Source organism: Leisingera sp. SA215 (genome assembly GCF_055902035.1).
The window spans coordinates 1-14,133 of the sequence record NZ_JBVVXU010000025.1 but is presented as its reverse complement, the minus strand read 5'-3'; the positions used below and the strand labels follow the sequence as shown (position 1 = coordinate 14,133).

Here is a 14,133-nt window from a genome sequence, read left to right as displayed (position 1 = left end):
TCCGCCTGGCCTTGGACTGGCGGAATGCGGGTTTCTCAAAAAGGTCAGCACTATTGACCAAATGTTTCGCGCGCGAAACATTTGGTCCGAACCGGACCTATTTCCGGAAGGGCTGTGTGCGGCGGGCTGAGGGGAGGGCAGGGGGCGGCGGCACATCAGCAGGCCCGCCTCAGCCTTGCGGCTGAAGCGGGCCCGCGGAGGGGCTGCGGTCCTCCCCCCGGGGCCGCCGCCTGCCGTCCTTGCGGCGCGGCCTCAGCCGCTGCCTTCCTTCAAGGCCTGCGACATGCTGGAGAGCACCGGGCTGATCAGGTAATCGGCCAGCGTCTGGCGGCCGGTTTCGATCATCGCCTGGGCCGGCATGCCGGGCAGCGCCTTCACATTGGGCAGGGCTGCCAGATCCGCGTCCTGGATGCGGATATGCACCGGGTAATAGGATTCGCCGGTGGCCAGGTCGGTGCTGCTGCCTGCCGCCACCATCACCACCTCGCCGCGCACCGGCGGCGTGCTGCGGAAGCTGTAGGCGGTCAATTGCACCCGCGCCTGGCTGCCCATCGAGACCTCGTCGATATCGGCGATCGCAACCCGTGTTTCCACCAAGAGGCCGGCATCCTCGGGCATCAGCTCCAGGATGGTCTGGCCGGGATCGACCACCTGGCCCAGGGTGTTGATGGAGAGCCCCACCACCCGGCCATCGCGCGGCGCGCGGATGATCTGGCGCTCGGCCACGTCCCAAGCGGCGTCGAGGCGCTGGCGCAGGTCCAGCAGCTGCTCCTGCACGTCCTGGCTTTGCGCCGCCAGCCGCGCCGCCCGGTCGCGCCCGGCCTGCAGCCGCCGCTCCTCGGTTTCGCCGATCCGCTCCAGCACATTGCCGCGGTCGCTTTCCAGCGCCCCGAGGGTGCCCAAGAGGCCGCTTTGCTGCATCTGCCGCTGGCTGATACGGGTTTTTGGCACCAGGCCCTTTTCAAGCAGCCCGGTCAGGTCGGCCAGTTCCTCCTGCACCAGCGCCAGCTGCTCCTCGGTGGCGCGGATGCGGGCATCGCGGCCCTCCAGCTGATCCTCCAGCTGGCTGACGCGGCCTTCGATGATGTCCATCTGGCCCTGATACAGCGCCCGGTTGGAGGTGAGCAGATCCTGCTGCAGCGCCACCAGCTGCGCCAGCTCGGGCGCCTGGGCGGTGAGCCGGGCCAGCTCCGGCCCCGGCTGCAGCACGTCGCTGTTCTTGCGTTCCGCCTGCAGCCGCGCCTGCTGCGCCAGGAGGCTGGCCAGCTGGCCGTTCAGGATCGCCAGCTGCGCCTGGATGCGGCGGCCGTCGAGCCGGGCCACCACCTGGCCCTTGGCCACCCGGGCGCCCTCGGCCACATTCAGCTCGCGCAGGATGCCGCCCTCCAGATGCTGCACCGCCAGCCGGTCGCCGGCCACGTTGAAGGCGCCGGAGGCCACCACCGCGCTGGTCAGCTCCGCCTTGGCGGCCCAGAACACCAGCCCGCCGAACAGGCCGAAGCCGCAGACCGCCATCCACAGCACCAGCCGCCGCACCCGGGTCGGCGGGCGCTGCGGCAGCGGCACATCCTGGCTGCCGCCGGCCGGCATCAGGTCGCGGAACCCGCTGCTGGCGGCGGCCCTGCCGGGCTGCGGTGCCGGGCTGCGGTCCTCATGTTCCACCAGGCTCATGCGCTTGCTCCTTCACTTTGCGGGCCGGCTGCCCCCCTGTCCGGGCTGTCCTCCGCGTTGCGGTGGCGGAAGGGGGCGATCTTGGGGTCGTCCTGGGACCGGGCGGCCTGGGTCCGGGCCTGCGCCGCCTCGATCACCTGGCGGGCCTCGCCGAAGCGGACGATCCGGCCGTCCTGCAACAGGGCGGCATGGCTGACCCGGCGCAACAGGCTGAGCCTATGGGTCACCGCCACCACCGCGGCGCCGCGGGCGCAGGCTTCCTCGATGGCGCGGGCCAGGGCCTCTTCGCCCTCGGGGTCGAGATTGGCGTTGGGCTCATCCAGGATGATCAGCTTGCGGGTGCCGAAAAAGGCGCGCGCCAGGCCGATGCGCTGGCGCTGGCCGGCCGACAGGAACTCGCCGCGCGGGCCGACCGGGGCGTTGTAGCCGCCGGGCAGGGACAGGATCATTTCATGCACCTGCGCCAGCTTGGCCGCGGCCACCACATCCGAGGGCCGGGCCTCGGGGTCGAGGAGGGCGATGTTTTCCGCCACCGTGCCCTGGAACAGCTCGACCCGCTGCGGCAGGAAGCCGATGTGCTGGCCGATCTGCGCCGGATCCCAGTCGGTGAGGGCGGCATCGTCGATGCGGATATGGCCGCGCGCCAGGGGCTGCAAGCCTGCCAGCGCATGGGCCAATGTGGTCTTGCCGGCGCCGGAGGGGCCGATCAGCCCCAGCGACTGGCCCGGCTTCAGCGCCAGGGTGATGTCCAGGAGCAGCGGATCGGGCCGCCCCGGCAGCACCACGGTGGCGTTTTCCACCGACAGCCGGCCTTCGGGTTCGGGCAGGGTCAGCCGCTCGGGCGCGGCGCCCAGATGGGCGAGGAACATGTTCAGCCGCGCCTGCGCGCTGCGCGCCTTCAGAAAGCCGCGCCAGCCGGCGATCGACTGTTCCACCGGCGCTGCGGCGCGGCCCAGTAGGATCGAGGAGGCAATCATCAGCCCCGGTGTCAGCTGGTTGTTGATCACCAGCACCACGCCGACGCCCAGCACCGCGATCTGCAGCCCCATCCGCACCGCCTTGGCCAGCGAGGTTATCAGCGCCATCCGGTCGGTGGCCAAAGTGTTGAACACCAGCGCCGAAAACGCCTTGAGCTGCCAGCGCTTGATCAGCGGCGCGGTCTTGCCCATGGCATGGATCAGGCCGGCATTGGCCATCATCTCGGCCACCGCGGCATTGGTCTCAGAGGCCTGTTTGCCGGCCTCCTCCAAGGGTTTGCGGGCCATGATCTCGCTGAGCAGGCCCAGGGTGAACAGCAGCGCGATGCCGGTCAGCGCCACCAGCCCCAGCACCGGGCTGAACAGGAAGATCAGCGCCAGGAAGATCACTGACCAGGGCGCGTCCAGCAGCGCCAGGAACACCGGGCTGGTGACAAAGCCGCGCAGCTCCTGAATGTCGCGGACCGGTTCGGCCTGACGCAGCGCAGGCGGCATCCGGCCGCTGATCATGCCGTCCAGCACCAGCGGGCTGAGCCGCGCCTCAAGCCGGGAGCCAAGCCGCGCCACCAGGCGCTGGCGGATCATGTCGAACAGAAAAAAGAACACCAGCGCGAGGCCCGCGCCGGTGGTCAGAGCAATCAAGGTTGGAATGCTGCCCGAGGCCATGACCCGGGCAAACAGTTGCAGCATATAAAGCGGCGCTGTCAGGACAAGGAGGTTTACAAAGATGCTTGCCGTGAAGATGGCGGCAAGCACGCCCCGCTGACCATCAAAAACCCGTCTTATCTTCATTGTCGTAGCCCCCCGGCTGCACGAATTGAAGCTATAAAATCTGGAGACCAGCGCCCTGGTCCAAGGATGCAATCCTTGGCCGGGGACCAAATCGCTGTCCTGAACCAGGGCTGGACGGACCCGGGGTTGCCCCCGGGCCCGCCGTTCCTAAGGCTCAGATGACCGCGTGATTCCAGATATTGTCGAAGCTGTCATCGAAGCCGGTGTCGGATGTCAGCACCCGGATCGCCTCGTAAGAGCCCGCATCGCCGGTGGTCACCGCGTTGATGCCGACGCCGCCGATCGGGATGGCGTCCTGTCCCAGCGAGGTGAACGGCGCCTCGTTGCCGGTCAGGCCGAGGATGTTCACCGTGGCGCCGCCTGCGCTGATGCTGGTGTCGGTGCCGTTGTCGGTGACGGTGGCGCCGCCGCCGTCGAGGGCGCCGAAGGCATCCTGCGCCGAGGTGCCGAGGCCGCCGCCGACATTGGTGACACGGAACAGCAGCACATCGTGGTCCTGGTCGATGTCGAAGTCCTTGATGGTGTCATTGCCATCGTTGGAGCTGAACGACATGCCGTTCCAGGTCAGGTCGATGATGAAGACATCCTTGCCGTCACCGCCATAGAGGCAGTCATCGCCTTCGCCGCCTTTCAGGAAGTCGTTGCCGTTACGGTCGCCGCCGAACAGGGTGTCGTCACCTGCGCCGCCGTCCAGGAAATCGTCTTGTTGACCGCCGTCCAACCTGTCATTGCCGGCTTCGCCATACAGGCAATCGGCACCGTAGCCACCGTTCAGGTAGTCATTGCCTTCGCCGCCTTCCAGCACGTCGTTGCCGCCGCCGCCGTAGACCTTGTCATTGCCGCCGTCGCCGTCCACGAAGTCGTCGCCCTTGTCGCCTTTGACGGTGTCCCTGCCGTCGCCGCCATGGGCCACATCATTGCCGTCGCCGCCGCAGACTTTGTCGTTGCCGTCCTCGCCGAAGAGGAAGTCATCGCCGTCATTGCCTTTGACAACGTCGTCGCCGGTGCCGCCCCAGGCTTTGTCGCTGTCGCCGCCGCCCTTGATGGTGTCATTGCCGCCATCGCCATAGAGGCGGTCATGGCCGGCATTGCCGTGGACGCAGTCATCCCCCTCATTGCCGTGCAGCAGATCGCCGCCCTTGCCGCCATAGAGACGGTCATTGCCGTCGCCGCCATAGCCGTAGTCGGCACCGCGGCCGCCGACGATGACGTCATCGCCGCCTTCACCGAACATGGTGTCGTCGCCGGAGCCGCCGCGGATGCGGTCATTGCCGTCTTCACCTTCGTCTTCCGGGGTGTAGCAATCCGGGCAATCGACTTCTTTCAGCCCGTCGACTTCATGGCCCTGCGCGGCCTCGGTCGGCACTTCGTCCTCGTCGCAGCAGTCCCAGTCGATCCGGTAGCCATTGACATCGGCGCCGAGGTTGGTGCCGCTGTCGCCGAAGATCAGGTCGCCCTGGGCGCCGCCTTCCAGCACGTCGTTGTTGGAGCCGCCGCGCATGGTGTCATGGCCGGCGCCGCCGTTGACGTCGTCGCGGCCTGCGCCGCCATCCATCAGGTCGTTGCCGCGGCCGCCCTGCATCAGGTCGTCGTCGTCTTCACCGAACATGGTGTCGTCGCCGCCCTGGCCGTCCATGGTGTCGTTGCCAGTGCCGCCCAGCATGCAGTCGTCGCCATCGACCTGTTCGGTCTTGTTGCCGGTGCCGCTGTCGGCGCCGAAATCAAGATCGTCGTTCTGCGACTGGCGTTCGTCGCCGAACATCTCGTCGTTGCCGGAGCCGCCGATCACCAGGTCGTCGCCGAGGCCGCCTGCCATGCGGTCGTGGCCGCCCTGGCCGTTCATCCGGTCGTCGCCGTCGCGGCCGTACATGGTGTCATGGCCGTCATATTTGGTTTCGCCGGACTGGCCCATGTCGCCCCACATCCAGTCGTCGCCGCCTTCGCCGTCCATGCAGTCGTCGCCGAGCTCGCCATAGAGGTAGTCGCCGCGGTCGCCGTCGGCATAGCTGTAGTTGCCGTCGGCATCGTCGCCGAAGATGTGGTCGTCGCCCTTGCCGCCGAAGACGCTGTCGCTTTCCTCGCCGCCCAGCAGGGTGTCATTGCCGGTTTCGCCGTCGATGTAATCGCAGCCTTCTTCACCGTCGATCCAGTCGTCGCCGTCATCAATGTAGACCTTGCCGTAGACCGGCACCTGGTATTCTTCCCAGGTTTCCTTGTTGACCCGGGTTTCATAGCCGGTGATCACGGTTTCATAATGGCCCTTGCCGTCGGCATCGCCGCCGAACAGGGTGTCATTGCCGGTGCCGCCTTCGATCGCGTCGTCGCCGTCCTGGCCTTCGACATAATCCTGACCGGCTTCGCCATCGAGCCGGTTGTTGCGCTCGTTGCCGTAGATCGCGTCATCGCCAGCCCCGGCGCGGGCATTGTCGCCGGCGTCATGGTCGTTCAGGTTGATCACATTGCCGTCGGTGCCGCCGATTTCGGTGGTGCCGTCATTGTAATCCGGGTCGGTTTTCCTGTCGCTGAACCGGATGTCGCAGTCCGGGTTGCAGACTTCCCAGTCTGGCGTTCTGTCTTCGATACCCATGGTAAACGTCCTCCTCATTAACTGTCCGGGGCAGGGCAGCAGCTGCTGCCCGGGTCTTGCCCCCGCCGGTGCCGCGGCCGCGCAAGGCGGTTCGGCAAAAAGGCGAAACTATGCCTTCTGGATGTATTGCAGCGCAAAGGCCGGGTCTGCGATGCCCCCAAATGGGGACAAAATCAGCTGTTTAGAGCCATCCCTCCATTATCTGCGCCGCCGCTGCCGCAGCCGCCTGCAGCGGCAGGTGCCACCAGGCGCCGGCCGCCAGGGCCGCCGCGGCCAGAAGCGCTGCCGCCAGTCCCAGCCGCCAGCGGCGGCGCGGCGGCGGCGCGGCCTGCGCCAAAGCCTCGGCCAGCGCCGATTTCAGCACCGGCTCAAACTCGATCCTGAGCGCCCCCTCCATCCGGTTCACCGCATCCTCGAGCTGGTCGATGCGGGCACTCAGGGCGGCGCGGTCGGCGGCGGCCTTCTGCGCCGCCTGGGCGCCCAGCCCCTCGTTCAGAGTGGTGAACATCTCGGCGATGCGCTTGTGCAGCGCCACCAGATCCGCCTGTGCCGCCAGCGGCGCGCCATCGGGCCCGCCCTGGCGCAGGGCGGCGGCGATCTGCGCCAGCACCGCCGCGCTCAGCCGCGGCGGCTGGGCCGGTTTGTCTGCTGGGCCGGGGCTGGCCGCGCTGGCCTGCTGAGGCGCCTCTTGGGCGGTCCGGGTTTCCGGGGCGGGGCCGGCGGTTTTCTGCTGCGCCGGGGCCTGTTGTTCCGGGGCCTGTTCCGCCGCGGGCCGGTCCTGTGCAGAGGGGCCCTGCGCGGCCGCTGCGGGGCGCGGGCTGCCGGCCGGGGCGGGCGGGCCCTGCACGGGCGCGTCAAGCGTCAGCTTGTTCATGACGCTCTCCCCAATGAGGCCTGCCAGGTCAGCCGCTGCGCCATCTCGGCGCGGCCCCCCGACTGCAGCTTGGCCAGCACCCGCTTGGCATAGGTGTTGAAGGTCTGCTCCTTAAGGCCCGCGATATGCGCCGCCTCGCGGTTGGAGAGCCCCAGCTGGATCAGCGCCGCCACCCGCGCCTCCGACGGCGACAGCCCCATTTTCTGGGCCAGCATCTCGATCCGGGTGCGGTCGGGCTGGCGCGGCAGGATCGCCACCACCAGCGGCATGTCGGCGCCGGCGCAGCGGTAGCGGGTCAGCGACACCGGCAGCCGCATGCCGCTGCGGCGGTCCTCCAGGAACAGGATCAGCTCGCGCGGCTGCTGGCCGGAGCCGCCGCGGCGGCTGCGGGCGCATTCGGCCACCGCCGCATAAAACCCCGCGGTCTCGCCCGGGCTGGCGCAGCTGAGGCGGCCGGTGCCGTCGCTGAGCAGATCGCCGCCGTCCAGCATGTCGCGCCCCGCTTCATTGCAATGCAGCAGCCTGCCCTCGGTATCCAGCACCAGCACCGCACTGTCGGTCTTTTTGGAAATCGTCCACAACAGCGCGCTGGTCACCGCCGCCTGGGTCTCGCCGGCCAGTTCGCGCAAGGCATCCTCGCGCAGCACCGGCCAGATCGCCTGCAGGATGTCGCCGCAATGGGCATCATGCGGGCCGTCTTCCAGTTTCAGCGCAATCAGATCCTCGCTGCCGTCCTCGAAACTGCAGGAAAACAGGGTCCAGCCGCGGCCCGCGGCCAGATCGGCGGCCAGATCTGCGGCCGGCCCGGCATCCGGCAGCCGGGCCGCCAGGGCCCGGGCTGCGGCGCCGGCGGCGCGCCGGGGCCGGAAGCCCGTGGCAGCCCCCGGCTGCAGCTGGCGCCGCAGCGCCGCCGCAGCGGTGTCCGGGCAGGGTGCGCCCAGGCTGGCGGCGCTGGTCAGCACCGGGGCGCCGCGATGCCCCGGCTGCACCAGCGCCAGCCGGGCCAGAGAAGAGATTTGCCTTTGAAGAGACTTGGAAAACAATACCTTGCCCGTTTGCGCAACGGACGCACTCAACATAACCATGTTGCCCCCCGGCATGACATAATGAATGTCTTGAAGGTAGCACGGCGGCGGCTGTGTCAAACCGGGCAGAGGGGGTACGCCAAAGGCCGGAGCGGCGGCGGGCGGCAGCGGGCGGCGGCTGCAGAATACCACCAAGGGGGTAGCCGTTTGCGGCAGCGGGGCTCGAATCAAAAAATCCTGGGTTGTTTTTATTGTAGTTAATGTTTCCTTAAATTGTAAATTCCAGCCTGGAAACATAGCGTTTCCCTATTGGGGGCGCCGCCGGCGGGGGCAGGCGGTTCCGGCAGAACCTGTGGAAAAACAAGCCGGTACGGCGGAGGCTGCCGCGGCAGGCGGCGCGGTGCCGCCGGAAAGCCCTGCGCCAGGAGGGGAAGTTTCTTAACAAAATCGGCTGGATTCGCTACGGTTTATCCACAGCAATGCGCATCAAAAGTGTTTGGACGCCCGTCTGCGCAGCCCGCCCCAACAGGTTTTTTTGCGGGCATGTTCTGTTTTTATCACGATCCGGAAACGGCGGCGCAGAGCGCGGCCGGGGCCGAAATGGCGGCAGGCGGGTGAACTGTGTTCCAGGGAGCGGCGGCGCATCGCAATCAGGGCCGCCTGCGCAGGCAGGCAGCGGTAAAAGCGCGCGCCTGGAGGGACGGCGCCGGATCCAGGATCCGGCTGGTGTTACGAGTAAAGGAGTTTTTTGATGCCTGTCCATATTGTGGGGGAAAGCAGGCTTCTCAGGGACATGTTTCTGGCCATCTGTGAAGCGCATGATTACGAGACCGGACGCTGCTGCGGCCGTCTGGCGGAGCTGCCGCCGCTGCCGCCAAAGGACCTGGTGCTGTTCTACAGCCATGGCGCCGGCGCGGCGCTGGAGGCGGAGCTGCGGGCCTTTCGCGCGCAGAAGGGCGGGGCCTATCTGATCCTGATCACCGGCGACCAATGCCCGCCCGCGGTCCAGGCGGAGCTGAGCCAATATGCCGAAGCGGTGATCCCGGAGCGCAAATCGGCCGATGCGCTGATTGCCGCGCTGCAGGTGGTGCAGGACGGCTACCGGATTGTGCTGCCCGGGGCCGCGGCGGAGGGGGCCGCGGCGAGGACGGTGCAGCCGTGGCGCAACGGATCCGGCAGCGGGGCCAATACCGGGCAGGGTAACGGGCCCGGCAACGGCCATGGCCTGTCGGAGCGTGAACAGCTGATCCTGGGCAAGCTGACCGAGGGCGCCACCAACAAGAGCATCGCCAATGAGCTGGGCATCTGCGAGGCCACGGTGAAAGTGCATCTGCGCACCTGCTTCCGCAAGATCGGCGCCAAGAACCGCACCCAGGCCGCGCTCTGGGCCTCCGAGCAGCTGCCGCCGCAGGCGCCGGATCTGCGCCGCCACTGACGGCAGCAGGCGGCACCGCCGCGGACGGGCTGCAAAGGTTTCGGAGTGAGCAGGCTGCCCGGAAAGGCTCCGGGGAGTGAGAACCGGAGTGGCAATGATCCGGCGGATCATTTCAGATTCGAACGGACGGAGCCCAAGGGCGCCGCTTGTTTTGCTGAGAAGGCCTTGAAGGACGGGGGTGCCTTCAAGGCCGTTTTCAATTGTGATCCGAAGTGCCGCGTCAAGGGCAAGCCGCTGGCGCGGCGGCTGCGCCGCCCTTGACCCGGACCGGGCGGGAAACGGCCTTTAGGGTCTGTATTCCGCGCCTGCGGCGGCAATTTTACCCGCCGCGCCTGCGGCTAGACCTTGATGTGCCGCGCCTCCGGCTACAGTTTGATTTGCCGTGCCTCCGGCACGAGTGCATTGATCCGGGCGATATGCTCCGGCAGGCAGCGGGTCAGGAAATCATACTTCTCCACCACATGGGCCCGCGCCGCCGGGCCGATATGGGCGTAGTCCGCGGGTTTGGCCAGCACGTCCGCCACCTGATCGGCGAGCTTCTCCGGCGAGAAGAAATCGACCAGCAGGCCGGTCTCATTATGGCTGATCGCCTCGCGCACCGGCGCCACATCCGCCGCCACCACCGTGGCCTGCATCGCCATCGCTTCCAGCAGCGACCAGCTGAGCACAAAGGGCATCGTCAGATAGATATGGCAGCGGCTGATCTGGATGATCCGGGTAAGGTCGTCGTAGGGCACCTTGCCGAGGAAATGCACCCGGCTCCAGTCGACGCTGCCGCCCAGCTCGTCCTCCATCTCGCCGCGCAATCCGCCGGGGTGTTTGCTTTCGGCGCCGTAAGAGGTGTCATTGCCGCCGATCATCAGCACCCGGGCGCCCGGGCGCTGCGCCTGGATCCGCGGCAGCGCCCGCATCATGATGTGAAAGCCGCGGGCGCGCTCCATGTTGCGGGCAATATAGGTCACCACCTCGTCGTCGCGGCTGAGCGGTTTCTCCAGCCGCCCCAGCCCGACCGTGGCCTCCGGGTCCGGCCCCAGCCTGTCGGTGCGGATGCCGTCATGGCAGAGATACATCCGGTCATGAAAGCTTTCGGGGAAGCGGTCGCGCTGCCAGGCGGTGGGCACATGGCCCTGGTCGACCAGTTCGATGCTGGCATAGGGCACGGTGTTGCGCGCCTCGGCAAAGAAATAGGCCTGGTCGTTGGGCGGGTTTTCCGGATCAAAGCCGACCAGCCCGCCGGAGGTGCGGTAGAAATACTCGAAAAAGCCGATCACCGGCACATCCGGATAGGCGTCCTTGATGAACAAAAGCTCGCCCCAGCCGGTGTGGCCGAGGATGATGTCAGGGGTGAAGCCGGCCGCTTTCAGCTGCCGCGCCGCCAGCGCCGCGCCCAGACCCGCGCCCGCCGCCGCCTCCCAGTCCCTGGAGAGGCCGAAGGCATCCTTGGCAGGGGTGCGGAAGGGTGTGTAGGTGACGGTTCTGATCCCCTTCAGCTGCACGTCCTTGCGCTGGGTGAGGAACACAATTTCATGGCCGCCTTGCGCCGCCAGCCAGGGCGCAAGCTCCCGGTACTGGCCGGGCATGTTCTGATGCACAAACAGGATTTTCATGGGAGCATGCTTGCCAAGCCCGGCCGCCGGATGCAAGCGTCTGCGCGGCTTTGCGCATTCCTGGCCATGCAACACCGGAACTGTGAAACCGCGCCGGTTTCACAGTTCCGGTTGCAGAGGGCCGTCAGCTTTCGCGGAAGGCCTTGTTGAAATAATCGGCCAGCGGCTTGACCAGATAGGCCAGCGGCGAGCGGTCGGCGGTGCGGATGTAGCTTTCCACCGGCATCCCCGGAATCAGCACCGTGCCCGCAGGCAGGCGGCCGCGCTCGCCGGGATTGAGCTCGATCCTTGCCCGGTAATAGGAAACCCCGCTGCCCTGATCCTCGAAGGCATCCGCCGAGACCTGGGTGACATGGCCGAACAGCTCCGGCGTCGAGCGCTGGTCCAGCGCCGAGAACCGCAGGGTCACCTGCTGGCCGGTGTAGAGCTGGTCGATATCGGTCGGCGCCACCTGCGCCGCAATCACCAGCGGCCGGTCCTGCGGCACCAGGTACAAAACCGGATCGGCCGGCCGGATCACCGAGCGCGGCGTCTGCACCTGCAGCCCGTAGACAATGCCGGAGACCGGCGCGGTGATCTCCAGCCGCGCCAGCCGCCCTTGCAGCGAGCGGCGGTTTTCGGCCAGCTCCAGTTCCTGGTAGCGCAGGTCGCGCAACCGGCTGATCGCCTCTTCGCGGCGGCTGGTGGCCAGCTTCAGGATCTCGATGTCGATCTCGGTGATACGCCCCTCGGACTGCGCTTCCGAGGCCACCAGCTCGCCCAGCCGCCCCTGCAGATCGGCCTGCGTCCGGCGCAGGTTCAGCACCGTCGCCGCCTGCGCCAGGCCGCGGTCCAAGAGCGACTGCTGGTTCTCCAGCTCCTCGCCGATCAGCTCCAGCTGCACATTCATCGAGGTCTGCTGCGCCTTGACGCCGCGGATCTGCTCCTGGATCTGGGTGCGGCGCTTCTCCAGCTGCTCGATCTCGCGCGCGGTGGTGTCGTTGCGGGCCTCGAACAGGCGGCGCTGGCCCTGCACCAGATCGCTGACATCCGGCAGACGCTCCGCCGCCGCCAGCAGTTCCGGCTCAAAGCGGATCGCGGCAGCGGTGTCGCGCTCGGCTTCCAGCCGGCCGCGGCGCGCCATCAGCTCGAACAGCTGGCCCTCGGTGATCACCAGCTGCGAGGTCAGCTCATTGGCATCCAGCCGGATCAGCGTGTCGCCTTCGGCCACCGTATCGCCCTCCTCGACCAGGATCTCGGCAACGATGCCGCCATCCAGATGCTGCACGATCTGGCGGTTGCGGTCGACCTCGATCCGGCCCGTCGCCACCACTGCGCCGGAAATCGACGACAGCACCGACCAGGAGCCGAAGCCGCCGACCAGCACCAGCAGCGCCAGGAGGCCGATGATCAGCGGCCGCCGGGCCGGCCAGTTGCTGTGCCCGTTCATCGCACGCCTCCTGTGCCAGTGGCCTGGCGGATGGTCTGATGGTTGGCGACCATTTCCTGCAGCACCTTGTCCTTGGGGCCGAAGGCGGTCTGGGTGCCCTTGTCGATCACCAGCAGCATGTCGCATTCCTGGATCGCCGCCGGGCGGTGCGCCATGATCAGCACCGAGCGGCCCTCGGCCTTGATCTGCTTGATCGCCCGGTTCAAGGCAATCGAGCCCTCGTTGTCGAGGTTGGAGTTCGGCTCGTCGAGGATCACGATCACCGGATCGGCATAGAGCGCGCGGGCCAGCCCGACCCGCTGCAACTGGCCGCCCGACAGCCGCCCGCCGGTGGCGGTGACCTTGGTGTCATAGCCGTCGGGCAGCTTCAGGATCATCTCATGGGCGGCGGCCTTGCGCGCCGCTTCCACCACTTTTTCGGCATCCGGCTGCTGCTGCAGCCGGGCGATGTTCTGGGCAATGGTGCCGTCAAACACCTGCACCCGCTGCGGCAGATAGCCGATGTGGCCGCCCAGCACATCCGGCGCGTATTGATCCAGCGCCGCCCCGTCCAGCCGCACCGAGCCGGCCGCCGGCGTCCAGACCCCGGTCAGCGCCCGCGCCAGGGTCGATTTGCCCGAGCCCGACGGCCCGATCACCCCGATCGCCTGGCCCGGCTGCACCCGGAAGCTGACGTTGCGCAGGAGCGGCGTCTTGCTGCCCGGCGGCACCACCGCCATCCCCTGCACCTCCAGCAGCGCCTTGGGTTTCGGCAGCGCCGTGCGCGCGTCCTCCTCCGGCACCTTGCTCAGCAGCTCGGCCAGGCTGTGCCAGCCCTTCAGCGCCCGCTGCACCATCGCCCATTGGCCCAGGCCCAGCTCGATCGGCGCCAGCGCCCGGCCCATCAGGATCGACCCGGCAATCATCGCCCCCGGCGTCACCTCGCCCTGCAGCACCAGATAGGCGCCCAGGCCCAGCATCGCCGACTGCAGGAACAGCCGCAGCGTCTTCGTCAGCGTGGTGAAGCCGCCGCCGGTGTCATTGGCCGTCACACTGTCCGCGAGGGCGGCATCGCGGGCCAGCTTCCAGCGCTGGAACGAGGCGCCGCGCATGCCCATCGACTGGATCATCTCAGCCTCGTTGCGGATCTCCTCGGACATCAGATTGGCCTTGTGGCCGGTCATGCCGGCCTTTTGCTGCGGCGCCCTGGTGAACAGCTGGTTGAGGATGGCAATCCCCACCAGCACCGCGCCGCCCGCCAGCGCCAGCAGGCCCAGCCAGGGGTGGAACAGGGCGATGCCGGCCAGAAACACCGGGGTCCAGGGCAGGTCGAAGGCGGCGGTCAGCACCGGCGAGGAGATCAGCCGCTGCACCGCTTCCAGATCCTGCAGCCCGGTCTGCGCCGCCGGATCCGGCGCCACCGCCGAGCGGCGGATCATCGCATCGAACACCCGGTGGTCCAGCGCCGCCTGCAGCCGCGCCCCGACCCGTGCCATGATCCGGCCGCGGGCGTAGTCCAGCAGCCCCATCATGCCGTAGAGGAACACCACCAGCAAGGACAGCGCCAGCAGCGTCGCCTCCGACCGGCTGCCCAGCACCCGGTCATAGACCTGCATCATATACAGAGGCCCGGTCAGCATCAGCAGGTTCACAAAAAAGCTGAAGACCCCGGTGAACCAGTACAGCCCCCGGCTCTGCCGCCGCACAGAACGAAGCTCATCGTAGCCGCTCTTATAAATGCTTTTATTCATGGTCAG

Annotated in this window: 9 protein-coding genes; 1 reads left to right on the top strand and 8 read right to left on the bottom strand. The window is 67.8% G+C overall.

Going from position 1 to position 14,133, the window contains the following annotated elements:
- Positions 1 to 252: 252 nt before the first annotated feature.
- From AC0KW6_RS19190 to AC0KW6_RS19170, 5 genes are all read right to left on the bottom strand, one after another.
- The gene (locus AC0KW6_RS19190) at positions 253 to 1,671 is read right to left on the bottom strand and encodes an HlyD family type I secretion periplasmic adaptor subunit (RefSeq protein WP_474035716.1); all 1,419 of its coding nucleotides are present in this window, start codon (positions 1,669 to 1,671) and stop codon (positions 253 to 255) included.
- Positions 1,668 to 3,440 (bottom strand): type I secretion system permease/ATPase, encoded by a 1,773-nt coding sequence (locus AC0KW6_RS19185; RefSeq protein ID WP_474035715.1) that lies wholly within the window; start codon positions 3,438 to 3,440, stop codon positions 1,668 to 1,670. Before AC0KW6_RS19185 ends, AC0KW6_RS19190 begins: the two co-directional genes overlap by 4 nt.
- Positions 3,441 to 3,594: 154 nt before the next feature.
- On the bottom strand, positions 3,595 to 6,027 hold the full coding sequence (locus AC0KW6_RS19180; protein WP_474035714.1) for a calcium-binding protein: 2,433 nt from the start codon (positions 6,025 to 6,027) through the stop codon (positions 3,595 to 3,597).
- A 181-nt stretch (positions 6,028 to 6,208) separates the two neighbouring features.
- Positions 6,209 to 6,901, bottom strand: a complete 693-nt coding sequence (locus tag AC0KW6_RS19175) for a hypothetical protein (protein WP_474035713.1) — start codon at positions 6,899 to 6,901, stop codon at positions 6,209 to 6,211.
- A complete protein-coding gene (locus tag AC0KW6_RS19170; protein ID WP_474035712.1) occupies positions 6,898 to 7,986 on the bottom strand; it encodes a helix-turn-helix transcriptional regulator in 1,089 nt (362 codons plus the stop codon). The genes AC0KW6_RS19175 and AC0KW6_RS19170 overlap by 4 nt, the downstream gene beginning before the upstream one ends.
- Before the next feature lie 691 nt (positions 7,987 to 8,677).
- Between AC0KW6_RS19170 and AC0KW6_RS19165 the strand changes: the two genes are divergently transcribed.
- Positions 8,678 to 9,361: a response regulator transcription factor gene (locus AC0KW6_RS19165; protein ID WP_474035711.1), complete on the top strand. Its 684-nt coding sequence runs from the start codon at positions 8,678 to 8,680 to the stop codon at positions 9,359 to 9,361.
- 365 nt (positions 9,362 to 9,726) lie between these two features.
- On the opposite strand, the gene AC0KW6_RS19160 is transcribed toward AC0KW6_RS19165, so the two are convergent.
- From AC0KW6_RS19160 to AC0KW6_RS19150, 3 genes are all read right to left on the bottom strand, one after another.
- The gene (locus AC0KW6_RS19160; RefSeq protein WP_474035710.1) at positions 9,727 to 10,968 is read right to left on the bottom strand and encodes a glycosyltransferase family 4 protein; all 1,242 of its coding nucleotides are present in this window, start codon (positions 10,966 to 10,968) and stop codon (positions 9,727 to 9,729) included.
- A 124-nt stretch (positions 10,969 to 11,092) separates the two neighbouring features.
- Entirely contained in the window at positions 11,093 to 12,397 is a 1,305-nt protein-coding gene (locus tag AC0KW6_RS19155; RefSeq protein ID WP_323776285.1) for an HlyD family type I secretion periplasmic adaptor subunit, read from the bottom strand.
- Positions 12,394 to 14,127, bottom strand: coding sequence for a type I secretion system permease/ATPase (locus AC0KW6_RS19150; protein ID WP_323776287.1), 1,734 nt, complete (start codon positions 14,125 to 14,127; stop codon positions 12,394 to 12,396). The genes AC0KW6_RS19155 and AC0KW6_RS19150 overlap by 4 nt, the downstream gene beginning before the upstream one ends.
- Positions 14,128 to 14,133: the final 6 nt, after the last annotated feature.